Raw genomic sequence first — 23176 nt, 5'->3', positions numbered from 1 at the left:
TCAGCCGCGGGCCGGCCGCCGCGTGCCCCGACCTCGCGGGCCGTCCGGGCGAGCATGGGGACTCCTCATTCCCGCCCTGATGGCCCGCCACTGGTCGCCAGCGCCGCCGTGAGCTCGTGGTTGAGCATCGCCGCGGCCTGCACCCCGGACGCCGCCGCGAGGGTCGCCCCTTGCATTCGTGACACGAGATCCCCGCCCGCATAAACGCCGGGGATGGACGTCTCGCGGCTCACCGGGTCGACCTGCACGAAGCCGTCGTCGTCGAGGGCTACGCCCAGCGCCCGGACCAGGCCCACCTGGCGTTGCGGTGGATGGGCGAACAGCACCTCGCACGGGATCACCGCGCCGTCCGAGAGCTCGACGCTCTCCAGCCGATCCTCGCGCGCGACGAGGCGCGCGACAGGCCGCGCCTCGACGCGGATCCCCGCGGCGCTGAAGCGGGCGCGGACGTCCGCCGGGACGTCGAACGCTCCGCTCGTGAAGACCACGACGTCTCGCGTCCATCCACGCAAGAGGAGCGGGAAATGGAGCGACTGCGCCCCTCGCGCCAGGTAGCCCCACCTCCGGTCCTGGACCTCCCATCCGTGGCAATAGGGGCATTGAAGGATCGAACGACCCCACAGCTCGCGGAACCCCTCGATGGCCAGCGGCTCGTCGATCAGCCCGGTGCAGAGGAGGACCCGGCGGGCCTCGACGGTGCCCGCCGCCGAGGTGACCTGGAATGCGCCACGTTTTCCGGCGATGGCCTCTGCCCGCAGGTCGCGCGCCTCCACGTTCGGGTACGTCGCGAGCTCTCGGCGGCCGATCGCCCGGAACTCGTCCGGCGGCGTCCCGTCGCGCGTGACGAAGTTGTGGATGTGCTCGGCAGCCGCGTTCCTGCGAGCCCCCGCATCGCAGAGCAGGACACGCTTGCGCGCGCGGCCGAGGGCCAGAGCGGCGGAGAGCCCGGCGGGGCCGCCTCCCACGATGACGACGTCGTATGACATGTTGGCTTTCCTCGCAGAGGATGGTGGTCGCGAAGCTCCGCAACCCGATGCGCAGCCCGGGACGGCCAGGGCGGTGCCGAGCGCCGCGCTCGCCTGAAGCCACGCGCGTCGCGTGAGCAGCGGGTCGTCGGTCTCGTTCGCCATGTCCCCGTCGTAGCTCCCCGCGCCGAGCCCCTGAAGGGCGGGGTTTTCGGTCCGATCGACGAGGTTTTCGATGGGAGTCGGCTGGAGCGGGAGGAGGAGGGGCTCCTCCTCCCGCTGACGAGATATCTTACGTTTCGCGAGCGCGCGCCGGAGCCGGCGAGACGGCGGTCGCCGGGGACCGCTCCACCCGCCGGACGAGGCCCAGCACGACCACGGCCATGAGCGTGCAATAGGCCGAGAGCGGCCATGCCGTGTCCCCGGGCAGCAGGACGACCAGCGTCGTTCCGACGATCCCCACGATGAGGCTCTCGATGCAGTAGTAGAGCGCGGTCGCGGTGCCGGCGACGTGACCGAAGCGCTGGAGCGCGCCGTTGGCCGCCACCGAATTCGCGAAGACGATGCCGATCGCGATGAGCCACATGGGCGGGACGAACGTCCAGAACGACGGGGCGGCGATCACCTGCCCGACGACAAGCAGCGCGGCTCCGAGGAGCAGCATTCCCATCCCGCGGACGAGGCTCCCGGCCTTCCCCCATCGCGCCACGAAGCGCTTTGCGAACCGGGTCGTCGCGATCATGACGAGCGCGACCGTGGCAAACAGGAGGCTGAAGGCGAGCTGCGAGAAGCCTGCTCGATCGATCAGGACGCGCGACGCCGTCGAGAAGAAGACGAAGAACGCGCCCATGGCCGCGCTGAAGCCGAGCGTGTAGGTCCAGAACGAGGCGTCCGCCAGGATCTCGCCGAACGCCGCGCGCGGCCTCGAGGCGTTCGGGGGCCGCGTCTCGTGCCACGTCGGCGCCGCGTTCAGCGCGGCCGCGGTGGCGGCGGCGCCGAGCGCGACGAAGATCGCACGCCAGCCGAAATGGTCCGCGAGCAGGGCGCCGATGACGGGCCCGAGCGCGGGCACGAACGCCAGCATCGAGCCGAACAGGCTGTAGATCACCGCCCCCTCGGCGCGCTCCGCGTAGACGTCGCGCACCGTCGCGAACGTCGCGACGAGCGCCGCGGCCGCGCCCAGCGCCTGGAGGACGCGGAGGGCGACGAACGCCGCGGCGGACTCGGTGCCCGCGAGCAGGTACGACGCGGCGGCAAACAAGGCAGCACCGCCGAGCAGGACCGGCCGTCGACCCATCCTGTCCGAGATCGGCCCGAACACGAGCTGTCCCGCGCCCAGGACGACCATGTAGAGGCTCAACGTCAGCTGAACGACCGACGGCGACGTGCCGAGGATGCCTGGCATGCTCGGCACCACCGGCAGATAGACATCCATGGCCAGCGAGGCCAAGAGATCGAACGGGGCCATCAGCAGCAGCGCTGCGGACAGCGAGAGATTCCAATGTGTTGGCAGATTTCGAGGCACGACGATACACCCGCGCAAATGGTGGACATTCGGCGGCGATCTGCCTCCAGGACGGCACGCGTCGGACGATCGAGAGCAGATGGCCGCAGCAACGATTTCAGGGGTTGCTGCGGCTCAATCGTCTGACTGGGCTGTATCCATCCTTACACCTTGGCCTGCCTTCTTGCAGGCGGCGAGAGAATAGCGGTGATCGAGCGGCTCGTCGAGGGATCACGAGGGCTCGACCCCGGCCGCCCTCGGCGGCCATGCGGCGATGACCCGCGCTCGCGTCACGGGGGCGGCCAGCGGACGCCGAGGCCCTGGTGCGGCGAGCCAGCGCTCAGGCGGGCTTCATCCGCGGGGGGCGGGAGCGCGCGCCACGCGTCGGGGTGCTGGTCGGGCTGCTTGCCCTGGCTCTCCTCGAGCGCCTCGTAGAGCGCGCCCTGGTGGAGGACGTACGCGCCCTTCGGGTACGCCACGGCGCGCTCGTCCGGGCTGAGCGTGCAGGCGCACAGGCGTCATCGCATCGGCCGCGCGGGGGCGGTGTCACGGACAGCTCGAGGTGACGTGCACTCCACGCGCCCTGAGCTCCGCGATGTTGCTCGCCTGGGCGTCGCAGTCGACCGGGTTGCCGTACACGTTCACGTGGTACCCTCTGCCGAAATTAGGGCTGTCGACGAGGGGCGACAGGTCGGACACCGAGTTGTTCGGGACCTCGACGTTGAAGAGGAGAGGAAGATTCGAGAGCGGAGACAGGTCGGAGATGCGGTTGCTCGCGAGGAGCGCCTGGCGCAGATTGGTCAGGGTCGACAGGGACGAGACGTCGCTGATCCCCGCGTCGACCGCCACGAGGACGTTCAGCGCCTTCAGGCCAGCCAGCGGCTCGAGCGTCGAGATGGGGGAGTAACTGACATACAGCTGATCGAGATTGACCAGCGAGCCGATCGGACCGATGTCGCCGATCGGATTCAAGCTGAGCCACAGCGTGAACAGGTTCGTCAGCGAGCCGAGGGCGGCGACGTCCGAGATGATGTTGTCGCTCAGGTTCAGCTGCTCGAGCTGGATGAGCGAGGACAGCGGCGCGACGTCCTCGATCAGGTTCGCCGCTACGTCGAGAAAGCGCAGCTCCGTGAGCGAGGACAGCGGCCTGAGATCTTCCACGAGGTTGCCGACGACGCTCAGCGCCGTGAGGGAGCGGACGCACTCGATGCCGGAGAGCTCCTTCACGCCGCGGAAGGAGACGTCAAGGGACGTGAGCGACGCGACGTCGGCCGGGAGGATCGGGCCTTCCAGCTTCCCCACGGCCTCGCGCAGCGCCGCCTCGAGCACCGGGTCGGCGATCTCCAGCGGTCCGGCGCACGCCTCGTCGCCGCCGGCACCGCCGCTGCCGGCGGCACCGCCGCTGCCGCCGGCCCCCCCCGCGCCGACTGGATCCACACCGCCGCTACCGCCGGCGCCGCCGCCGTTGCCGCCGGCGCCTGCCCCCGGCTCCTCTCCGGGGTCCGTTGACCCGCCCGCGCCCTCCCCTGTCGTGACACCAGGCGGATCCCCCGCACCGGTCGCACCGGGGACCGGATCAACGGTGACCCACCCGCACCCTGTACCCGCCGATCCTGCCAAAAGCGCGATTCCCAACCAACGTTCGACACCGCTCACGCTGTACATATCCCCTCACGATGTAAGAAGCCAACCAGAGCGCCTTCCCCACGGGCGCGAGGAGTCGGCAAGCAAGCTGCACGGGAAGGAAGCGCAGATCTCGAAGCATGAGGGGTGCCATACGCGCCTGCGCGTCGCTCCGGCCCGGAGGCGCGCTGGGCCCGGCGGGAGCGCGCGGGCGCGCGAGCGAGAGCGTCAGGCGCGCGAGCGGGAGCGCGCCCCGGCGGATTCACGCGCCAGCGTGCCAGCGTGCCAGCGTGCCAGCGTGCCAGCGTGCCAGCGTGCCAGCGTGCCAGCGTGCCACCACGCAGCCGGCCGGCGCGTGAGCGCCGGTGTCCGGCTCCGGATCGGCGTGAGCCCGGTCGCGCCGATCCCCGGCGCTTCCGCCGCGATCACCCCGCGCGGCGGACCGCGAGCGTGTCGTCCCCTCGCCGCCTCGCCTGCCGGTACCCGACGGGGCTCACGCCGTGGGCCCGCGCGAAGGCCCGCGCGAACGCGGGCTCGCTGTCGTAGCCGACGCGCGCGGCGACGAGCTTCACCGGGAGCGTCGTCTCCCCGAGCAGCACCGCGGCGCGCTGGAGGCGCAGCCGGCGCACGTGGTGGCCGAGCGGCTCGCCGAGGAGCGCCGTCGCGCGCGCCGCGAACGCCGAGCGCGAGAGCCCGGCCTCGCGCGCGAGCTCCCCGAGCTCCCACGCGCGCTCGGGCGAGGCGCGCACCCGCGCGAGCGCGGCCACGACCGGCTCGTCCCGGAGCGCCTCGGCCCGCGGCAGCGACGCCGCCGGGTCGCGCAGCGCGCTCGCGAACAGCGCGTGCGCCCACGTCTCGCCGACGGAGCGGCGCAGCGCGGGCGACAGGTCCGGCGCGCCCGCGAGCAGCGCGAGCGTCTCGGTCAGCCAGCGCGCGAGCCCCGGCGTCACGCCCGTGACGTGCACCGCCGGCGGCAACAGCGCGAGCCACGGGGCGCCCGCGGCGTCGAGGTGCAGGTCGACGATGACGAGGTGCGTGTCCGCGGGGGCCTCCGTCGCCAGGGCGCCTTCGGCCACGGCGTGCATCCCGCGGCAGAGGGCCTCCGGGTGCGCGAGCGACGTCGTCGGCCGATCGCGGATCGCGTGCGCGTCGGCCCGCGGGAGGAACACGAGCTCTCCCGCGCCGAACGCGAGGCGCCGCCGCGCCACATCGATGCACCCGCCGCCGCGCCTGGCCGCGTACACCCGGGCGGACGCGCGCTGCGCCGGCTGCCGCTTGCCCCAGCGCTCGCCGAGCGCGAAGCGCATCACCTCGGTCTCGCGGAGCGCGACGCTCCGGGCCAGCTCGTCGAGCGCGGCAGACATGGTGAGCACGACTCTACCGCACGCGCCGGGCCCCGCCACTGCCGAAGTGGACGCGCGGATCCGAGAGCCGGACGCGCGGAGATCGCCGCCTGGCTACGCTGCCCCCCGTCGACACCACGAAAGAAAGGGGCCTTGAATGACTCACCCTCTGCAGCACCCCCGCCCGCTCGACGCCGCGCAGGCGCTCGACGCCCACCTCGACCTCATCGGCCGAGACACCCAGCGATGGCTCGACCTCTTCGCCGACGACGCCATCGTGGAGTTCCCGTATGCGACCGGGCTCGGCGTGCCGGGCCGATTCGAGGGCAAACCGGCCATCCGGCGCTATTTCGAGGGCATCCTGGAGCGCTTCCGCGACCTGTCGCTCCTGGACGCGCGGCGGTATCCGACGACCGACCCTGACGTCGCGATCGCCGAGGTGCACGGCTCGGCGACCATCCTGCCCGCGGGCAAGCGCTACGAGCAGAATTACGTGATGATCGTCGCCACGCGGGACGGCAAGATCGTGCGGTACCGCGAGTACTGGAATCCAGCGCTCGTCCTCGAGGCCTTCGGCGAGGTCGCCGCGCGTGGGGAGGTGGCGCCGTGAGCGCGCGCGCAGGGCGCGGCGGGCCGCGCGTCCTCGTCATCGGCGGGACGGGCACCACCGGGCGAGCAATCGCCGCGCGGATCGAGGCCGCCGGCGCGCGCGTCCGCGTCGCGAGCCGCACGGCGCCCGCCGGCCGCGAGGGCGTGGAGCACGCGCGCTTCGACTGGGCCGACCCGGCGACGCACGAGGAGGCGCTCCGCGGCGTCGATCGCGCGTACCTCCTGGCGCCCGCGCTGGTCGAGGACCCCTCGACGCTCATGGTGCCCTTCGTCGAGCGCGCGCTCGCGGGCGGCGTGCGCCGCCTCGTGCTGCTCAGCGCGTCGGTCGTGCCGGAGGGGAGCGCCGGCCTCGGCCTCGTCCACCGCGCGCTCCGCGAGCGCGCGCCGGAGTGGACCGTGCTCCAGCCGTCGTGGTTCATGCAGAACTTCGTCGATCCGCGCCACGCGCGCTGGGCGGGGATCGCCGGGCCCGGCGAGATCACGACCGCGGCCGGCGGCGGCCGCGTCGGCTTCGTCGACGCCGAGGACATCGCGGAGGTCGCCGCGCGCGCGCTGCTCGACGAGGCGCCCCACGACACCGCGCACGTCATCACCGGTCCGGAGGCGCTCAGCCACGACGACGTGGCGGCCATCCTGTCCGAGGTCGCCGGCCGGCCGATACGCCACGTCCGCGCCGACGAGGACGCCGCCCTCGCGTACCTCGTGAGCTCGGGGATGCCCGCGCCCTACGCCGCGTTCCTCGTGCGGCTCGACCTCGCCATCCGCGACGGCGCCGAGGACCGCGTCACCGACACCGTGCAGCGCGTGACCGGCCGCGCGCCGCGCGCCTTCCGCGACCTCGCGCGCGCCCACGCGCACGTCTTCCGCGGTGCGCCCGCCGCGCGCCGCGACGGCCCGGCCGCGTAGCCGCCCGCCGGCCGGACCGGGCCGAGCCGCGGAGAGCGCGCGCCGGCCCGGCCGGCCGCCGCCCTCGCGGCGCGGACTCCACCGCTCGCCCCCGCCGACTCCACCCTTGTCGGTCGTGCTGGGACTGGCAGACTGCCCCGCTGGATCATGCATGCAGAGAGTCGTTTCGAGGACTGGCAGGATTTCTTGGACAACGCCTCCCTGGGCGTCCACCTGGTCGACGCGAGCGGGAAGATCCTGTGGGCGAACAAGCTCGAGCTCGAGCTCCTCGGCTACGCGCCCCACGAGTACATCGACCGTCATATCGCGGAATTCCATGTCGACAGGGACGCGATCGACCGCATCCTGAGCGCCCTCTCGAGCGCCGGCCAGCTGCTCTCTTATCCCGCCCGCCTGCTCGCCAAGGACGGCAGCGTGAGGCACGTGCTGATCAACTCGAACATCTTCCGGCGCGACGGCCGGTTCGTCCACACGCGCTGCTTCACGACCTGCATCTCGGAGGCCGTCTATGCGCAGCGGAGGTGTGAGCTGCTCCGGGGCCCCCGCTCCACGGGGGAGCCCTCGACGTGATCCGCGGCGCCGCGCCGCGCGGCCGTCACCCGCGCCAGAGCTCCTTCACGCCATCGGCCATGAACTGCACGGCGATGGCGGCCAGGATGAGGCCCATGACGCGCTCGAGCACGGCCACGCCGGACGCCTTGAGCGCCCGCTGCACGAGCCCGGCGCCGCGCAGCACGAGGTAGGAGGCCGCGAAGGTGATGGCCACGCTGGCGAGCACCAGCGCCATGGACACGGGGTCGTCGCCCCCGCGCGCCATCAGCACCATCACCGTGGCGATGGCGCCCGGCCCGGCCAGCAGCGGCATGGCGAGCGGCACGAGCGCCACGTCCTCCTTCTCGATGCCTTCCTGCTGCTCGGACGGGGTGGTGCGCGTCGCCGAGGAGCGGGCGCGCAGCATGTCGAGCGCCGTGACGAGCAAGAGGAGGCCGCCCGCGACGCGGAACGCGCCCAGCGAGACGCCGAAGACCTTGAAGATGACGCCGCCGAAGAGCGCGAAGAAGAGCATGAGCCCGCCGGCGACGGCGCACGCCCGCCGCGCCGTGCGCCGCACCTTCTCCGGGGGATCGCCGGCGGTCATCGTCAGGAACAGCGGCACGATGCCGATGGGATCCACGACGAAGAAGATCGCCGACAGCGACACGAGGAAGACCGAGACGTAATTGGCCATGCTCACCGGACGCGTCGCGGCTCCCGCGGGCCTGACGCTCTCCCACATCGTCGGCGACCGCGCTAGCGGCGCGGACGCGCGGCCAGGGAGCTCATGGCCGCCCGAGAGGGGGCTGGGCGTGAGGCGCCGGGCCGGATGGCCGCAAGGCGGCCAGCGCGGCCTGGTAGACGATCTGGAAGCGCGCCTGCTCGGGCGCGAGCTCGGCGGCGCGTTTCAGCGGCTCGAGCGCGTTGTCTCGGTGGCCTTGCCGGACCAGGGCGAGGCCCAGCGCGTGGAGCAGCTCGGCCTGCTCGGGGAGGCGGGCGATGCCGCGCCGGAGCAGCGCGACGCCGTCCGCGTCGCGCCCGAGCACGCGATAGAGGTCGGCGAGGTTCACGTAGGTGGGGACGTAGCCGGGCTCGATGCGGAGCGCGGCGAGGTAGGCCTGCTCGGCGTCGCGCGCCTTGCCGGTGCGGGAGAAGACGAGCCCCAGATTGTTCTGGGCTTCGGCGCGATCGGCGTGGAGGGTTTGCGTGGCGATGTACTCGCGCAACGCCCCGTCCAGGTGCTGCGCGGCGCGCTCGGGCAAGGCGCCGAGGTCGACGCCCGCGAGCAGGCGCGCGGCTTCGACGCGCACGCCGCGCACCGGATCGGCGAGGAGCGGCGCGGCGACGGCGGCGATGCGGCGATGGTCGTGGCCCTCCAGCGCGCTGAGCGCAGCGCGCCGGAGCAGCGGGTCGGGATCGGCGAGCGCGGCGCGGAGGACGGCGAGCGACGCGGCCGTCGGGGCGGCGCGCAGCGAGGCGAGCGCGGTGGCGCGCGCGATGGCGGGGAGGGCGCGGTCCTCCGCGATCCGCTGGAGCTCGGCGGCGGCGTCCGGGTCGCCGGGCGCGGCGCGCGCGCGCGCGAAGGCCTCGGCGTACCCCTGGTAGCCCTGCGCCGGGCGGCCGAGCCAGGCTCGCACCGCGTCGGCGGACCAGCTCGCGGGCTTCTGCGCGTGGCAGTCGGCGCATGGGCTCGGGATCCCGAGGCGGACCGAGAGATCCGGCCGAGGCACGCGGAAGCCGTGATCGTGACGGACGTCGACGCCCATGTACGTGCGCGCCGGCATGTGGCAATCGACGCAGCGCGGAGCGCCGGGCGCGCCGGGCGCGGCGGCGGCGTTCGCGGCGTGGTGGTGATGCTCGGGGACATCGAAGCGCGCCGGCTCGTGGCAGGACGCGCACACGCCGTTGCCCTCGGCGCGCAGGCGGCCGGAGTGCGGCTCGTGGCAATCGCTGCACGTCACGCCGGCGTTCGCCATCTTGCTCTGCTGGAACGATCCGTAGGTGAAGACTTCGTCGCTCATCACGCCGTCGGGCGTGTAGAAGGGCGCGGTCAGCAGCTCGAGCGCGACGCTGTCGAGCAGCGGGGCGCCGTGCCGGAACGGCTGCGAGAGGCTCTCGCGGCGGCTGTGGCAGAGCGCGCACGTGGCGCTCTCGGCGCCGCTCGAGGGGCCCTTGTCGCGCCGCGCGGTGCCGCTGGGCAGCCGCGTCCACGTGGCGTTCTGGCGCTCGTCGAAGCGCACGTCGAGGCCCTTCGAGGGGTCCGGCGGCCGCGCCTCGGCCCAGTCGAGGTGGCGCGCGCCCCCGCCGTGGCAGCCTTCGCAGCCGACGCTGATCTCGGACCAGGTGGTGGTGAAGCGGTCCTCGGCCGCGTCGTATCCTTTCGTGACGTGCGTCGAGTGGCACTCGGCGCACATGTGATTCCAGTTCTGGCTGGCGGCGGTCCAGTGCAGCACGTCGCCCGCGCGCACGCTGTCGCGCTCGTGCAGGTGGTACCAGCGCTGCCCGCCGCGCGCTCGGGGGCGCGCGTCCCACGCGAACGGCAGCGCCTGCAAGCGCCCGCCCGGGCCGGCGACGAGGTACTGCTGGAGCGGCTCGACGCCGAAGGTGTACAGCACCTCGTAGCGGTGCAGCTGGCCGTCGGGGCCGTCCGTGGTGACCCAGTATTTGCCGTCCTGGCGATCGAAGCGGTGGACCTGCCCGGCGTAACGCAGGCGCGCCCCCTCGAAATCCCCGAGCACGGTGGCGGCGCTCGCGTGCTGCATGGCCCGCGCGTGCTGCGAGCCCCGCCACGCGGCGTGCTCTTCGGCGTGGCAGGGCGCGCAGCGGTCGCTGCCGACGAAGTCGGCCGCTGCGCGCTCCGGCGAGCGCTCCGCCGGGCCTGCCGGCCGTGCGGAAACCGACGAGGCCTCCGCGGCGTCGCCGTGCGCCGCCCCCGGAGCGCTCGCCGTGGAGGCGTCGGCCGGCGTGAGGGAGGACGCGCCGGTAGGCGCGCGCCAGACCACGATCCCGGCGAGCGCCAGGATCAGGGCGGCGATGGGCCACCAGCGAACGGATCGGGAGTCAGCCATGGGCGGAGCGGAGGCGAGCGCCGCCGCGAGGCTCGGATCGTGCGGAGGCGCCCGGGTCTCGCGTGCGGCGCGGTGCGCGTTTGATCGGAGATCTACTCGGTGAGGATGACGCGGCGGCCTTTGGCGTACTGCGTCCACGCGGCGGCGAGCTCGGCCGCCACCTCCGGATGCGCCGCGGACACGTCGTTGATCTCGCCGCGGTCGGTGGCCAGATCGTACAGCGTCCAGGCGCGCGGCGTCGGGCCGTAGGGCGCGCCGAGCCACAAGAGCTTCCAGTTGTCGCGGATCACGTAGCGGTGGTTTCCGTGCTCCCAGATCAACGCCTCACCGGGCGCGCGCACGGCGGTCGCCCGATCGTCGAGCACCGGCAGGATCGAGCGCCCGCTGATCGGCACGACTTCCCTGCCCTTGTAGGTGCTCCCCGGATTGGGCACACCGGCCAGCTCGAGCACGGTCGGCAGGAAGTCGACCACGTGCGTGGTCCCGTCGAACTGCGGCTTGGCGTGGTGCTGTCCCGGCAGGCGTGCGATGGCCGGAACGGCGACGCCGCCTTCGGTCGTGTAGCTCTTCCACAGCCGGAACGGCGTGGCGCTCACCTCGGCCCAGCGGGGCCCGACGCCGATGTACGAGCCCGGTCGACCCAGGTTCTCGAGCGTGTTCACCACCGGCCCGGAGCGGCTCGGGTCGCTCGCGGCGAAGCCCTCGCGATTGCCACCTTCCGCGCCGTTGTCGGACTGGAAGAAGATGAAGGTGTTCTCGTACTCGCCCACCCGCTTGAGGTACTGGATCAACCTGCCGATGTTGGCGTCGAGGTTCTCGACCATGGCGGCGTAGATCTCCATGCGCCGCGCTTCGTAGATCCGCTCCTCCGGGGTCAGCTGCTCCCAGGTCTTCGGATTGGTGCCGTCGCTCGGCAAGCGCGGGTTCGGCGTGAACGATTCGGGGATGATGCCGCGGCTCTTGAGCCGCGCGAGGCGCTGCTCGCGGATGGCGTCGTAGCCCGCGTCGTAGCGGCCGCGGTACCTGTCGATGTACTCGGGCGGCGCCTGGAGCGGCCAGTGCGGCGCGGTGTACGTCGCGAACGCGAAGAACGGCTTGCCGTCGGCGCGGTTGCTCTCGATGTACTGGATGAGCTTGTCCGTGTAGAGCTCGGTCGCATAGAAGCCGCGCGGCGGCTGCGTGTGCACGCCGTCCTCGCGATAGAGCCGAGTCTGCGCGGTCGTCGGCGGGTCGGCGTACTCGTTGAAGAACGCCGCCACGCCGCCGAGCAGGACGTACGATCTCTCGAAGCCGCGCGCCGGCGGGCTCTGATCCTCGTCGTCGCCGAGGTGCCACTTGCCGGCGATGTACGTGTGGTAACCGGCGTCTTTCAGGATCTCGGCGACGGACAGCGCGTTGTCGGTCAGGTGGCCCTCGTAGCCGGGCTGCCCGGCTTGCGGTCCAGTGCCGCCGCCCATGCGACCCAGCCCGACGGAGTGGCTGTCGGTGCCGGAGACCAGCATCGCGCGGGTGGGCGCGCACAGCGATCCGGAGCGGTGCCCGGTGAGGATGCGGCCTTCGGCGGCGAGGGTATCCAGGTTCGGGGTGCTGATCTCGCCGCCGAACGCGCCGAGGTCCGAGAAGCCCAGATCGTCGGCCACGATGGTGACGATGTTGGGCAACTCGGCGCCCGTGCCGCCCCCGCCCGCGCCGCCTCCGCCCGAGCCGCCCCCGCCCGCGGCACCGCCTTCCCCGCCAGCGCCGCCCGAGCCCGCTGCACCGCCTTCTCCGCTCGCGCCGCCTCCGCCCGCGGCACCGCCTTCCCCGCCCGCGCCGCCTCCGCCCGCGGCACCGCCTTGCCCGCCGGCGCCGCCTCCGCCTGCGGCACCGCCTTCCCCGCCAGCGCCGCCCGAGCCCACTGCACCGCCTTGCCCGCCGGCGCCGCCCGAGCCCGCTGCACCGCCGCCGCCTTCGCCCGCCGCGCCAGCTTCACCCGAGCCGCCACCGCCGCCGGCGCCGCCCGTCCCGCCGCCGGCGCCGCCCGTCCCGCTGCTCGAGGTGCCGGCGTGACCGGCGCTGCCGCCGCTGCCCGAGTCGTCGTCGCTCCCGCAGCCGATCGGGCCGAGCAGCACGGCAAACAACCAGGGCCCGCTCGCGAGCGCCGAACCAATCCATTGATGACGTCCGAAAAGCCGCTTCATACCTGTCTCCTCAGGAGTGCTGAAAGCGCCGCATGCCGGAGTCGAACGTCGTCGGAAGCGAGCTCCCGCCCTTATCCCGAAGGGACGCCTCGTTCGCGCGCTGGCCAAAGCTCAGCCGGCGCGCCACGAGATGGGCGGACTCCGACGGTGACGAGCCGCGTGGCTCGGCCGTCACGACGCTCGACAGCGTGGCGCGTCGCCGTGAACACGGGCGCGCTGCCTCGCTGTTCTCCTCGCCGCAGCTCGCGCCACGGCGCATGCGGCTAACTACAGCGACAAGGGCAAGCGCTCGTTCGACGCCACGCGCCTGGGGCCCCTAGGCGAGAACCGAACGTCCGCGCGGCAACGAGGGAAAGAGACATGCGTCCGCTATAACGGAAACCATGGCGTTATACAAGACGATTTTCGCGCCCCGAGCCGATCGGCCAGCTGCCCGGGTTGCCGGTGGCGCCGTCGGGCCCTCATCGCGCCCCCGCCGCGACGCGCGCGAACGCGTCGGGAAAGAGGCCCACCTCGGCCTCGCTGCGCGTCTCCAGCGTCTCGGGATCGAGCCGGAGCACCTTGCCCGGCGTCACGGTCTTGTCGCCCTCGCAGACGATGAAGAGCCCGTGCTCCTCGTCGAGCTCCGCGAGGTGCGGCCTCACGCATTCCTCGCTGATGTTCCGGGAGACGGCGCTGCGGTCGTCCGGGGCCATGCCGATCCGCGCGATCGTGTCGGGGACCTGCGTCGGCACGTAGATGGCGCTCCCGTCAGCGGTCCATGCGGCGAAGTAGGGCGCGCCGATCGTGAGGATCGTCTTGGACTCGTCGAACGTCCCCGACGCGACATCGAAGAAGCGCACATCCCTGCTATCCGTGTTGCTCACGGCGATGGTCTTCTGATCGGGCGACATGACGGCGGCGTAGGGCCCGTAGGACGACGCGTGGGCGTCGGACGGGAGGGGCGGCCCGACGGGGACGAGCTTCACCTCGGCGTCCGGGTCCGTCAGGTCGACGATCGCGAGGGCGTCGTCGCCATAACAGGCGACGTAGGCCCGGGCGCCGTCCGGCCGCGAGAGGGCGATCCCGTTCGCGGCCTTGCAGACCGGGATGCGCGTCGGCTCGGCCGAGCCATGGGGCAAGACCGCGTCCGGATCCACGATCGCGAGCGACGAGCGGGCCGCCTCGAGGTCCTCCGGGTTGTCGAGCGCGCGCTTGAGATCGAAATGAGAGACCACCACGCGCCCGCCGTCCTCCGAGATCGCGAGGTCGCCCGGGTTGGCCTCGACGCGCACCTGCCCGAGGATGCGCAGGTCGTCGAGCGCGAGCTTCTGGACATAGCCGGCCACCGCGCTCCCGCCGTGCACCGCGTGGGGGCCGGTCGAGCCGGCGGTGTCGGGGTACGACAGCGCGACGTAGAGCGCGCCGCCCGCGGCGTCCACGGCCACGCGGTGAGGCCCATCGATCGTCACGGGCTCGCGGCCCACGGGGCGGACGCCGAACCGCTCGCCGGTCTCGAGCGCGATGAGGGAGATGGTATCGGAGAGGCTATCGGTCACCACGCCCATTCCGCCGTCCGGGATCACGATCTCCGGACGCCGGTTCGGATAGGGGTCGCCCTCGTAAGCACCGTAGCGAACTTCGATGATGGGATCGGGGTCGCTGCAGCTCGCCAGCGTCGCCGCCGCGAGCGCGCAACCCAGGAATCGCGCGATGACCATGGATGACCTCGAGACGAGCGCCGCCAGCCCGGCCCCTCCGCATCCTAGCAGCCGCCCGCGCTGGACGCGGCTCGCCGTATCACGGATCCGCCCGCCCGCGCGCGCCGTGGCGCCGGGCGGCCGGCAGCCGCGAGGCGCTGCACCCGGGGAGCGAAATTGCGCTGCCACGGGCGCACTCGGCCGCCCAGGCCGGCGCCGCGCCGAGCCCCGGTGCTAGGCTCACGCCTCGTGACTTCACCCGCTCGCACGGCTCCCAACGACTCGACGCTCGCCGTGATGGGGCGCGCGCTGCGGCACCGCAACTACCGCCTCTTCTTCTTCGGACAGGGCGCGTCGCTCATCGGCACATGGCTGACGCGCGTCGCCACGAGCTGGCTCGTCTACCGCCTCACGAACTCCGCGCTGCTCCTCGGCATCGTCGGGTTCGCCGGCCAGATACCCACGTTCCTCATCGCCCCGATCGCCGGCGTCCTCGTCGATCGCTGGGACCGCCACCGCGTCCTCGTGATCACGCAGGTGATGGCGATGGTGCAATCGGCGCTGCTCGCCGTCTTCGCGCTCACGGGCACCATCACCGTGTGGCACGTCCTCGTCCTGGCCGCGTTCCAGGGGGTGATCAACGCCTTCGACACCCCGGCGCGGCAGGCGTTCGTCGTCCAGATGGTGGAGGCGCGCGAGGACCTCTCCAACGCCATCGCGCTGAACTCCTCGATGGTCAACGGCGCTCGGCTGCTCGGCCCCTCGATCGCCGGCGTGCTCATCGCCGCCGTGGGCGAGGGCTGGTGCTTCGCCATCGACTCCATCAGCTACCTCGCCGTCATCGCATCGCTCCTCGCGATGCGCATCACCCGCCCGGAGAGGCGCGAAGCCAAGCGCGGCCACGTCCTCGCCGACCTGCGCGAGGGGTTTCGTTACGTGTCCTCGTTCCCGCCCATCCGCGCGATCCTGCTGCTGCTCGCCCTGGTGAGCCTGACCGGCATGCCCTACACGATCCTGATGCCCGTGTTCGCGGGCGAGGTGCTGCACGGGGGCGCGAACACGCTCGGGCTGCTCATGGCGGCGTCGGGGGTCGGCGCGGTCACCGGGGCGCTCTGGCTCGCCTCGCGGCGCAGCGTCCTCGGGCTCGGGCGCGCGCTGTCGATCGCCGGCGCGCTGTTCGGCCTGGGCCTCGTGGGGTTCTCGTTCTCGCGCTCGGTGTGGCTGTCGGCGCCGCTGCTGGCGATCATCGGCGGCGGCATGATGGTGCAGATGGCGGCCAGCAACACGCTCCTCCAGACGATCGTCGAGGAGGACAAGCGCGGCCGCGTGATGAGCTTCTACACGATGGCCTTCTTCGGCATGGCCCCGTTCGGCAGCCTGATCGCCGGCTGGCTGGGCGGCCGCATCGGCGCGCCGGCGACCGTGCTGTGGGGCGGCGTCGCGACGCTCGCCGCGGTCGGCGTGTTCGTGCGCAAGCTGCCGGAGCTGCGGCGGCTCACCCGGCCGATCTACGTGCGGCTCGGCATCCTGCCCGAGATCGCCGAGGCCCTGGGCCAGACCACCGAGATGACGTCGTCGGCCAAGGAGTAGGAGAAGCGCGCTCCGAGAGCCAGGCGCCAGGGCTCGACAGCATCTCGGATCGCCCGGATGACCCATACCGCCGCGCCGCCTCGGCCGAGGTAGGCTGTGACCACTCGGATCACAGGCGCGCTGCGCCGCCCGCGCCGCTCAGTCGAGCGGCACCGGCCACGACGCCGCGTCCACCACGTAATCGCGCGCGTCGACGCCCCGCTCGCGCGCGAGGGTGAGCGGGACGGGGCGGTAGAGCAGCGTGGCCGTGACGTTCGCCGTCCCCGAGCAGCCCGCGGGGACCGCGAAGCCGTGCGAGGTCACCGCGACGTGCCCCGGCGGGATGCGGTTGTCGCTGGCGATGTCGACGGCGCGGTGCTGCGGCGCGTGCCGCGCGCCCGCCGGATCCACGAGCACCTTGGCGAAGGTGTAGCCCGCGGCGCCGGCGAACGCGGCCGCCGGTCGCTCGACATCGACCGGGGCCGCGGGCAGCGGCGCGCCGAGGTAAACGATGTCCCCGTCCTGCGCCGGGATCGCGCCGCTCAGCGCGATCGCGCCGCCGCCCGCCTCGACCACCCGCGCCTCGCCGACCGGCGCGCGGATCTCGAGCCCCTTGGCGGCCGCGTCGAGCGACGGATCCGCGAAGCGGCCGACGCCGGTGTAATCGTCGTACGCGCCGGTCGGGCGGACGACCCGCACCACGTCCCCTGCCCTCGCGCGCGCCGCGCCCTCCGGCCAGGCGAGCGCCGCGCCGGTCAGCTGCGCGCCCTGGCCCACGCGCGCCTCCGCGAGCGCGCCGCCCGTGTCGTGCACGGTCATGCCGCTCGACGGCGCCATGGGCGCGCCGCAGGCATCCGCGGCGACGAGGAGCACGAGCGCGCGCATCGGCTCCCCGGTCGGGACCGCGTGGCCCGCGAGCTCGCTCGTCAGGGCGACCGTGACCTCGAGCTCGCCCGACGCGACCGAGGCGGCGGCGACGCGGACCTCGACCGAGTCCCGGACGAGCGGCGGCTCGCCCTGCAGCGGGCCGAGGAAGGCGTGCGAGAGGACCGACCCCGGCGGGCGGACGAAGCCGAGCGAGACGCTCGCGTTCGCCTCGGTCGTCACGTCGACGCTGCTCTTCAGCGAGGGGGTCTCCGGCATGTGGCAGGCCTGGCACTGCGACGTGGGGCGGTTCCACGCGCTCCCGGCCCACTCGGAGAACGTCTCGTGGATCGGCAGCCCGTCGGGCCAGCGCGCCGGGTCGAGCGCCGCGCCCGGCAGGAGCGCCGCCTGCTTCTGCTCGTGGCAGCCGCCGCAGTACTCCGAGGTCGAGTACTTCGGCTGGTAGCTCCCGCCCATGAACCTGTTCGGCACGTCGGGCCGCGGGCCGTACATCACGTCGAGCAGCTTCGAGGAAGGATCGGCGGAGCTCCGGTCCCACGGGCGCTGGATCATCAGGGCGCCGGCGACCCCGGGCGGCTTGCTCAGATCGACGTCGCGGACCTTGTGGCACGCGTCGCAGTGGTCGCCCTTCTCGAACGCGATGCCGGTGGCCTCGAGCAGATCGCGCCCGCCCGCGGGGCCGTCGATCCCCGCCGCGTGGCAGTCGGCGCACGCGCCGAACGCCGCCGGCCGCTCCGCCGCGGGCAGCGCGGGGTCGTCGCACGACGGCCGCCCCGCGCCGCCGCAGGACGGGTTGAGATCCGGCAGCACGCCGCTCCCGAGGTAACACCGCATCGCGACGCCGGCCTCGGTCCCCGGGACGCGGCCGGCCTTCCAGCGCCCGCCCGCGGCCGCGCACGAGGCCTCGTCGCCGTGGGCCAGCGAGACCCCGGCGTAGACGGCCTGGAGGAGCGGGCTCTTCGCCGACCGCACGTGCCCCGACTCGAGGAACTGGGCCACGAGCGTCGTGTGGCAGTGATCGCAGAAGCGCGTCGAGTTGTGGGGATCGCCCTCGCCCGGGTCTCCGTAGGTGTAGCCGAGCGCGTTGTCCGGCGGCGACACGCGGCGCAGGGCGATCTCCACCGGCTCATCGGGGAGGACCTCGAATTCGATGCCGTCGGTCCGATACCCGATCTTCGCGGCGACCACGGTCGGCTGACCCGGGATGTCGCGCGTGATCTCGACGGAGAACGCGCCGTCCGGGCCGGTGACCAGGGCCGGCGCGCCGCCGGCCTGCATCACGATGGCGCCCTCGAGCGGCGCCGCGCCGTCCGTGACCACGCCGGTCACGAGGAACGAGTGCGGCAGCTCCTCCGGCGCGCCCCCGAAGCCAGCGCCGACGCTCACGTAGGTGGTCGTCACGGACGTCGCGCCGGCGCCGCCCGGCCCGCCGCCGCCCTGGCCGGCCGGGGGCGGCGGCGCCTCCGAGCACGCGCCGCCGAGCAGGCCCGCGGCGAGCGCCGCCGGGAGCGCGGGCGCTCGTCGCCGGATCAGGGGTCGCGCCGCCGTTCGCATCGCGGGAGATCGGTACGGTAAACCCGGCCAGGCGGCCTGTCGACCCGGTAGCGCGTGCGGGTCAAACCGCGGTCAGTAGGGCGCGTCGCCGATGATCGCCGTGCGCTCCATCCTGCGCACCGCAGGCCAGTAATCCTGGACGGCATAATGCTGGGTGCAGCGGTTGTCCCAGATCGCGACGCTGTTCTTCCTCCAGCGAAAGCGGACCTGATACTCGGGGATCGCCGCCTGGCTGATCAGGTAGCTCAGGAGGTGGCTCGCCCCGGGCGTGAAATCCTGACCGACGCGCACGTTGTCCGGCGTGTGGAAGTTGACGAAGTGCGTGGTGAAGGCGTTGACGAACAGCACCTTCTCGCCGGTCTCCGGATGGGTGCGCACGACGGGGTGCTCCGCGTCGGGGTAGCTGGCCCTGAGCGCGCGGCGCTTCTCCATCGCCATCGTGCCGCCGAAGGTGGCCTCGAGGCTGTGCCTCGCGCGGAGCCCGGCGATCCGCTGCTTGATGCGCTCGGACAGGCGGTTGTACGCCTCGACCATGTTGACCCAGACGGTGTCGCCGCCGACCTCCGGCGTCTCGACGCAGCGCAGGACGCAGCCCATCGGCGGCGCCTCGCGCCAGGTCGCGTCGCAGTGATACGAGTTCTCGTAGTGCTCCGGCGGGCTGTCCAGGTCCTTGTAGATGCGCACCAACCCCGGATGATCGGGATCGCTGCCGGCGACGGGGTGGTCCTCGAGCTCGCCCCAGCGCCTCGCGAAGGCGACATGATCCGCGCGCGTGATGTCCTGGTCGCGCAGGAACAGGACCCGGTGCTTCAACAGGAGCGCCCTGATCTCCGCGAAGAGCGCGTCGTCGCGCGCGGCGTCGGCCAGGTTGACGCCGCCGAGCTCGGCGCCGATGGTGCAGGTGAGCGGCTCGACCTGGATGGATCCGCGCGCCGGTGCGCGGGCGGCGGCCGATCCGGTGGATGCTGAGCTGGTCATTGGGTCCTCCGAATTCCGCCTGCGTCAGCACGGTGATCGACAGGCGATCTCATGCCTCAAACGACGAAGATCGAGGATCCGGTCGTCCTGCGCGACTCCAGATCACGGTGCGCCTGGGCCGCGTCCTCCAGCTTGTAGCGCTGGTTGATCTCGATCCGGATCCGCCCCGCGGCGACGTGGCCGAACAGCTCGCCCGCGAGCTCGTCCTTCTCCGCGGGATCGGCGATGTAGTCTGCGAGCGCTGGGCGCGTGACGAACACCGACCCTTTGGCCGCGAGCTGCGCCACGTCGAGCGGCGGGACCGGGCCCGAGGCCGTGCCCATGCACACGAGCAGCCCGCGCCGCCTCAGCGAGGCGAGCGAGCCGGCGAACGTGTCCTTGCCGATGCCGTCGTAGGCGACCGACACGCCGGCCCCGCCGGTCAGCTCGCGCACGCGCCTCGCCACGTCCTCGCGGCCGGAATGAATGACGTGATCGCAGCCGTGGGCGCGCGCGATATCCCCCTTGGCGTCGGTCGACACCGTGCCGATCACCACGAGGTCGAGGAGCTTCGCCCACTGCGAGACGATCAGGCCCACGCCGCCCGCCGCCGCGTGCAGCAAGATGCTGTCGCCGGCCTTGAGGGGCCAGATGCGGCGCATCAGGTAAGCCGACGTGAGGCCCCGCATGGTCATCGCCGCGGCGGTCTCGCAGCCGATGCCGTCCGGCAGCCGGATCAGCGGCGCCGCGGGCAGGATCCGCTCGGTGCAGTACGCGCCGAGCGTGTCGAGGAAGCCGGTGTACGTCACCCGGTCGCCCGGCGCGACGTTCGTGACGCCCTCACCGACCGCCTCCACCACGCCGGCGGCCTCCACCCCGATGCCGCTGGGGAGCGGTACGGGATAGAGCCCGCTGCGAAAATAGGAGTCGGCGAAGTTGAGCCCGACGGCGACGTGCCGGACCCGGACCTGGCCGGGCCCCGGGCTGCCGACGGCGGCCTCCTCCCAGCAGAGGACGTCCGGCCCGCCGGTCTTGTGGAAGCGGACTGCATGTTCCATCGAATCCCCCAGGACGCCGCCCCGGCGCTAGGCCGCCACGCGCAGCGGCACCCCTCGCTCGCCCACCTTCCGGCTCGGCGCATAGCCGAGCTTCGCGAGCGTCTCGTCGGCGCTCCGGTAGGTCTCGCCGATCTTGTAGATGCGGCGGGCCTCCTTGCCGTCGGCGAGCTCGCGGCCGAGCTCGCGCGCGATGCGGACGGTCTGCTCGATCTGCTGCACGGAGGTCATGCGCTGGCCCTTGCGTCCCCAGAGCGTGTCCTCGATGCCGCAGCGGGCGTGCAGCCCCATCGCGATCGCCATCGTGTTGATCGGCAACACGTTCCGCATGAGGGTCTCCAGCGTCAGGCAGGCGCCGTCGGGCACGCGTCGGATGAACTCCATCATGTTGTAAGGGTTCGGCCCGTCGAACCCGCCGCCGATGGCGACCCACGTGAGGTTGAGCGGCCCGGCGTAGGCGCCGCGGCGGATCAGGCGCTCCACGGTCTCGAGCTGGGGGATGTTGGCGAGCTGGAAGTGAGGCTGGATCCCCGCCGCCGAGAGCCGCCTGAGGTGCTCCTCGACCCAGGCCGGGCCGGCCGGCACGGTCATCTCGCGGTAGGCCTCGTGGACGTCCGGCCGCGCGAACGAGCTGCCGGCGACGTCGTCCTCGCTCATCAGCTCGACGACGTTCATCTGCGTGGTGTTGATCGCGATCGTGACCTGATCGGGCTTCGGCGAGAGCTCGGCCAACCTGTGGCGCGTGTCATCGCTCAGCCATTTGGCCTGCTCCCCTTCGCTCTCCGGGGAGAAGGAGATCGATCCGCCGACCTGCAGGATCATGTCGGGCACCGCGTCGCGCAGGCGCGCCAGCAGCTCGTTGAACGTGGACAGCCGCTTGGAGCCCTTGCCGTCCGACTCGCGCGCGTGCACGTGCACCACGGTGGCGCCCGCGTTGTAACAGTCCACGGCCTTCTGGACCTGTTCGGCCATCGTCACCGCGATGTCTTCCGGGAAATCGGCCGGCTCCCACTCCGGCCCGTACGGCGCCACCGTGATGACGAGCTTCTCTTGGTTCTCTGGAAACAGGGAATCGTCCAGAAAATTCATAGGATTCCTCGCTTCATGCCACCGTCGAACCGGGCGGCGCCGAGGTCGTGCGCGTCGGCGCGCTGGAGCACGCCAGTGAAGTCCTCCCTGGTCCCTGGCCCCTGCGAACGCAAGGGCGCCCCTGTCAGGGACAGCGCGGCCGCCACGCGTCGTCGGCGAAGTACCTGGCGATGAGATCGTGAAGCGGGCGATCGTGCTCGCGCAGCTCCGCGCGGGTGTTGATCTCGTCGTGGATCCCGTTCCCCGGGATCGACTCGATGTAGCCAGGGCACAGGCGATCAACGCGACCAACGCGCATCGTCCACGCATGCTCGCGATGGCACACGAGTGCAGGAGACGCCCGCGAAGCCGCTGATCTCGATGCTCCCACTGGTTCCGGCCAAGACGGACGCGCGCGAGAGCGCAGGGACGCGACCGACGGACATCGTTAGGCCTCGGCCCGGCGAGGGCGACTGAGGTAATGTGGATGGCCGCCCGTGACGGGCTCCCAGCCCATCGCTGCCGCGGAGAGGGATCATGGATCGTTCCGTCTACATCACCAGCACTGGCGCCTTCTTGCCTGGCAAGCCGGTCCCCAACGACGAGATGGAGCAGTACATCGGCAAGATCGACGACAGGCGCTCCCGGCTCGGGCGCTTCGTCCTCCGGCAGAACGGCATCAAGACGCGTCATTATGCGGTGACGCCGGACGGGGTGCACCTCCACACCGGCGCAGACATGGCGGCTCGCGCGATCCGGGACGCGCTCTCCCGCAGCGAGATCGCCGCGGAGCGGCTCTCTTTCCTGGCGGCGGCCACCACGCAGGGCGACCTCCTCGTCCCCGGCTTTGCCAGCGCGGTCCACGGCGAGCTCGGCCTGCGGCCCATGGAGATCGCCAGCTTCCAGAGCGTCTGTGCCAGCAGCATGATGGCGTTCAAGTCCGCCTACCTCCAGCTCAAGGCGGGCGAGCACGACTGCGGCGTGGCCTGCGCCGCCGAGCTCTCCAGCCGCTTCTTCCGGCCCGGCTTCTATGCCGGTCGGGAGCACGAAGACGAGGGCTCCTCCGCCTTGATGGAGACCGAGTTCCTCCGCTGGACCCTCTCCGACGGGGCCGGCGCCTGGCTCCTGGAGACCCGGCCGAACGAGGGGCGCCGCTCGTTGCGGGTGGACTGGATCGATCTCTGCTCCTACGCCGACCGCTTCGACCCCTGCATGTACGCGGGCACCGCCAGGAACCGGGCCGGCGAGAGGAAGCCCTGGAGCCACTACGACAGCCCTGCGCTCGCAGCGCAGCAGGGCGCCGTCGTCCTCAAGCAGGACTTCGATCTGCTGTACCGCATGTTCCCCGTCTGGGCGAAGCACTACCTCGAGCTCGTGGATCGGCGACGGCTGAGGCCCGGCGCCATCGACCACTTCCTCGCGCACTACTCGTCCCACTCGCTCCGCGGGGAGATGGTCAAGCTGCTCGAAAAGACCGGCGCGATGGTGCCCGAAGCTCGCTGGTTCACGAACCTCTATTCCGAGGGGAACACGGGGGCCGCGTCCATTCTCCTCATGCTGCACCGGCTGATCGAGGAGCGGGATCTGCAGCCGGGCCAGCAGGTCCTCGGCTTCATCCCGGAGAGCGGCCGCTGCGTCATCGCCTTCATGCTGCTCACCGTCGTCTGACCCGCCGTC

General features: G+C 72.5%; 19 protein-coding genes. 5 read left to right on the top strand and 14 right to left on the bottom strand.

Going from position 1 to position 23176, the window contains the following annotated elements; translation table 11 throughout:
• Nucleotides 1–65: 65 nt before the first annotated feature.
• From WMF20_RS04810 to WMF20_RS04790, 5 genes are all read right to left on the bottom strand, one after another.
• A complete protein-coding gene (locus WMF20_RS04810) occupies nt 66–986 on the bottom strand; it encodes an NAD(P)/FAD-dependent oxidoreductase (protein ID WP_437611092.1) in 921 nt (306 codons plus the stop codon).
• 271 nt (nt 987–1257) lie between these two features.
• Nucleotides 1258–2433 carry a CmlA/FloR family chloramphenicol efflux MFS transporter gene (cml, locus tag WMF20_RS04805; protein ID WP_437611090.1) on the bottom strand — a complete coding sequence of 392 codons (1176 nt, stop codon included), beginning with the start codon at nt 2431–2433 and terminating at the stop codon, nt 1258–1260.
• Nucleotides 2434–2759: 326 nt separating this feature from the next.
• Nucleotides 2760–2948, bottom strand: coding sequence for a hypothetical protein (locus WMF20_RS04800; protein ID WP_437611088.1), 189 nt, complete (start codon nt 2946–2948; stop codon nt 2760–2762).
• A gap of 67 nt (nt 2949–3015) precedes the next feature.
• The gene (locus tag WMF20_RS04795; protein ID WP_437611086.1) at nt 3016–4125 is read right to left on the bottom strand and encodes a leucine-rich repeat domain-containing protein; all 1110 of its coding nucleotides are present in this window, start codon (nt 4123–4125) and stop codon (nt 3016–3018) included.
• 392 nt (nt 4126–4517) lie between these two features.
• Entirely contained in the window at nt 4518–5456 is a 939-nt protein-coding gene (locus tag WMF20_RS04790; protein ID WP_437611084.1) for a helix-turn-helix domain-containing protein, read from the bottom strand.
• A 136-nt stretch (nt 5457–5592) separates the two neighbouring features.
• Between WMF20_RS04790 and WMF20_RS04785 the strand changes: the two genes are divergently transcribed.
• From WMF20_RS04785 to WMF20_RS04775, 3 genes are all read left to right on the top strand, one after another.
• The gene (locus WMF20_RS04785; protein ID WP_437611082.1) at nt 5593–6045 is read left to right on the top strand and encodes a nuclear transport factor 2 family protein; all 453 of its coding nucleotides are present in this window, start codon (nt 5593–5595) and stop codon (nt 6043–6045) included.
• The gene (locus WMF20_RS04780) at nt 6042–6950 is read left to right on the top strand and encodes an NmrA family NAD(P)-binding protein (protein ID WP_437611080.1); all 909 of its coding nucleotides are present in this window, start codon (nt 6042–6044) and stop codon (nt 6948–6950) included. Before WMF20_RS04785 ends, WMF20_RS04780 begins: the two co-directional genes overlap by 4 nt.
• A 147-nt stretch (nt 6951–7097) precedes the next feature.
• On the top strand, nt 7098–7520 hold the full coding sequence (locus tag WMF20_RS04775; protein ID WP_437611078.1) for a PAS domain-containing protein: 423 nt from the start codon (nt 7098–7100) through the stop codon (nt 7518–7520).
• A 25-nt stretch (nt 7521–7545) separates the two neighbouring features.
• Here WMF20_RS04775 and WMF20_RS04770 read toward each other — a convergent pair whose 3' ends face one another.
• The 4 genes from WMF20_RS04770 to WMF20_RS04755 form a co-directional block, all read right to left on the bottom strand.
• The gene (locus tag WMF20_RS04770; RefSeq protein WP_129573200.1) at nt 7546–8178 is read right to left on the bottom strand and encodes a MarC family protein; all 633 of its coding nucleotides are present in this window, start codon (nt 8176–8178) and stop codon (nt 7546–7548) included.
• A gap of 91 nt (nt 8179–8269) precedes the next feature.
• Complete coding sequence (locus tag WMF20_RS04765) at nt 8270–10552, bottom strand: multiheme c-type cytochrome (protein ID WP_437611075.1); 2283 nt, start codon at nt 10550–10552, stop codon at nt 8270–8272.
• Between the two features lie 92 nt (nt 10553–10644).
• Nucleotides 10645–12732: an arylsulfatase gene (locus tag WMF20_RS04760; protein ID WP_437611073.1), complete on the bottom strand. Its 2088-nt coding sequence runs from the start codon at nt 12730–12732 to the stop codon at nt 10645–10647.
• Nucleotides 12733–13193: 461 nt separating this feature from the next.
• Nucleotides 13194–14432 carry a YncE family protein gene (locus WMF20_RS04755; protein ID WP_437611072.1) on the bottom strand — a complete coding sequence of 413 codons (1239 nt, stop codon included), beginning with the start codon at nt 14430–14432 and terminating at the stop codon, nt 13194–13196.
• A 228-nt stretch (nt 14433–14660) separates the two neighbouring features.
• On the opposite strand from WMF20_RS04755, the gene WMF20_RS04750 reads away from it, so the two are divergent.
• Nucleotides 14661–16001 carry an MFS transporter gene (locus tag WMF20_RS04750; protein WP_437611071.1) on the top strand — a complete coding sequence of 447 codons (1341 nt, stop codon included), beginning with the start codon at nt 14661–14663 and terminating at the stop codon, nt 15999–16001.
• A 138-nt stretch (nt 16002–16139) separates the two neighbouring features.
• Here the strand turns inward: WMF20_RS04750 and WMF20_RS04745 are convergent, their stop codons facing one another.
• The 5 genes from WMF20_RS04745 to WMF20_RS04725 all read right to left on the bottom strand — a co-directional run bounded on the left by WMF20_RS04745 (nt 16140) and on the right by WMF20_RS04725 (nt 21818).
• Nucleotides 16140–18419 carry a hypothetical protein gene (locus WMF20_RS04745; RefSeq protein WP_437611069.1) on the bottom strand — a complete coding sequence of 760 codons (2280 nt, stop codon included), beginning with the start codon at nt 18417–18419 and terminating at the stop codon, nt 16140–16142.
• 72 nt (nt 18420–18491) lie between these two features.
• Nucleotides 18492–19397 carry a TauD/TfdA dioxygenase family protein gene (locus tag WMF20_RS04740; RefSeq protein WP_437611067.1) on the bottom strand — a complete coding sequence of 302 codons (906 nt, stop codon included), beginning with the start codon at nt 19395–19397 and terminating at the stop codon, nt 18492–18494.
• 56 nt (nt 19398–19453) lie between these two features.
• A complete protein-coding gene (locus WMF20_RS04735; protein WP_437611065.1) occupies nt 19454–20434 on the bottom strand; it encodes a quinone oxidoreductase family protein in 981 nt (326 codons plus the stop codon).
• Between the two features lie 27 nt (nt 20435–20461).
• Complete coding sequence (locus WMF20_RS04730) at nt 20462–21520, bottom strand: 3-keto-5-aminohexanoate cleavage protein (protein WP_437611064.1); 1059 nt, start codon at nt 21518–21520, stop codon at nt 20462–20464.
• A 124-nt stretch (nt 21521–21644) separates the two neighbouring features.
• Nucleotides 21645–21818, bottom strand: a complete 174-nt coding sequence (locus WMF20_RS04725; protein WP_437611063.1) for a hypothetical protein — start codon at nt 21816–21818, stop codon at nt 21645–21647.
• Between the two features lie 218 nt (nt 21819–22036).
• Between WMF20_RS04725 and WMF20_RS04720 the strand changes: the two genes are divergently transcribed.
• Nucleotides 22037–23167: a beta-ketoacyl-ACP synthase III gene (locus WMF20_RS04720; RefSeq protein ID WP_437611062.1), complete on the top strand. Its 1131-nt coding sequence runs from the start codon at nt 22037–22039 to the stop codon at nt 23165–23167.
• The last annotated feature ends 9 nt before the right edge of the window (nt 23168–23176 follow it).

The organism is Sorangium sp. So ce834 (genome assembly GCF_051521425.1).
In the GTDB taxonomy this organism is placed as follows: Bacteria; Myxococcota_A; Polyangia; order Polyangiales; family Polyangiaceae; genus Sorangium; species Sorangium cellulosum_D.
Note: the sequence above shows the minus strand (reverse complement) of the source record. Positions and strands in the feature narration are given on the sequence as shown.

What these genes read in the sequence shown, in the direction of transcription:
- WMF20_RS04810 (WP_437611092.1), bottom strand. Translation starts at nt 986, where the DNA reads ATGTCATACGACGTCGTCATCGTGGGAGGCGGCCCCGCCGGGCTCTCC.
- cml (WP_437611090.1), bottom strand. Translation starts at nt 2,433, where the DNA reads ATGGCCCCGTTCGATCTCTTGGCCTCGCTGGCCATGGATGTCTATCTG.
- WMF20_RS04790 (WP_437611084.1), bottom strand. Translation starts at nt 5,456, where the DNA reads ATGTCTGCCGCGCTCGACGAGCTGGCCCGGAGCGTCGCGCTCCGCGAG.
- WMF20_RS04785 (WP_437611082.1), top strand. Translation starts at nt 5,593, where the DNA reads ATGACTCACCCTCTGCAGCACCCCCGCCCGCTCGACGCCGCGCAGGCG.
- WMF20_RS04775 (WP_437611078.1), top strand. Translation starts at nt 7,098, where the DNA reads ATGCATGCAGAGAGTCGTTTCGAGGACTGGCAGGATTTCTTGGACAAC.
- WMF20_RS04770 (WP_129573200.1), bottom strand. Translation starts at nt 8,178, where the DNA reads ATGGCCAATTACGTCTCGGTCTTCCTCGTGTCGCTGTCGGCGATCTTC.
- WMF20_RS04765 (WP_437611075.1), bottom strand. Translation starts at nt 10,552, where the DNA reads ATGGCTGACTCCCGATCCGTTCGCTGGTGGCCCATCGCCGCCCTGATC.
- WMF20_RS04760 (WP_437611073.1), bottom strand. Translation starts at nt 12,732, where the DNA reads ATGAAGCGGCTTTTCGGACGTCATCAATGGATTGGTTCGGCGCTCGCG.
- WMF20_RS04755 (WP_437611072.1), bottom strand. Translation starts at nt 14,432, where the DNA reads ATGGTCATCGCGCGATTCCTGGGTTGCGCGCTCGCGGCGGCGACGCTG.
- WMF20_RS04745 (WP_437611069.1), bottom strand. Translation starts at nt 18,419, where the DNA reads ATGCGAACGGCGGCGCGACCCCTGATCCGGCGACGAGCGCCCGCGCTC.
- WMF20_RS04740 (WP_437611067.1), bottom strand. Translation starts at nt 19,397, where the DNA reads ATGACCAGCTCAGCATCCACCGGATCGGCCGCCGCCCGCGCACCGGCG.
- WMF20_RS04735 (WP_437611065.1), bottom strand. Translation starts at nt 20,434, where the DNA reads ATGGAACATGCAGTCCGCTTCCACAAGACCGGCGGGCCGGACGTCCTC.
- WMF20_RS04730 (WP_437611064.1), bottom strand. Translation starts at nt 21,520, where the DNA reads ATGAATTTTCTGGACGATTCCCTGTTTCCAGAGAACCAAGAGAAGCTC.
- WMF20_RS04725 (WP_437611063.1), bottom strand. Translation starts at nt 21,818, where the DNA reads ATGCGCGTTGGTCGCGTTGATCGCCTGTGCCCTGGCTACATCGAGTCG.
- WMF20_RS04720 (WP_437611062.1), top strand. Translation starts at nt 22,037, where the DNA reads ATGGATCGTTCCGTCTACATCACCAGCACTGGCGCCTTCTTGCCTGGC.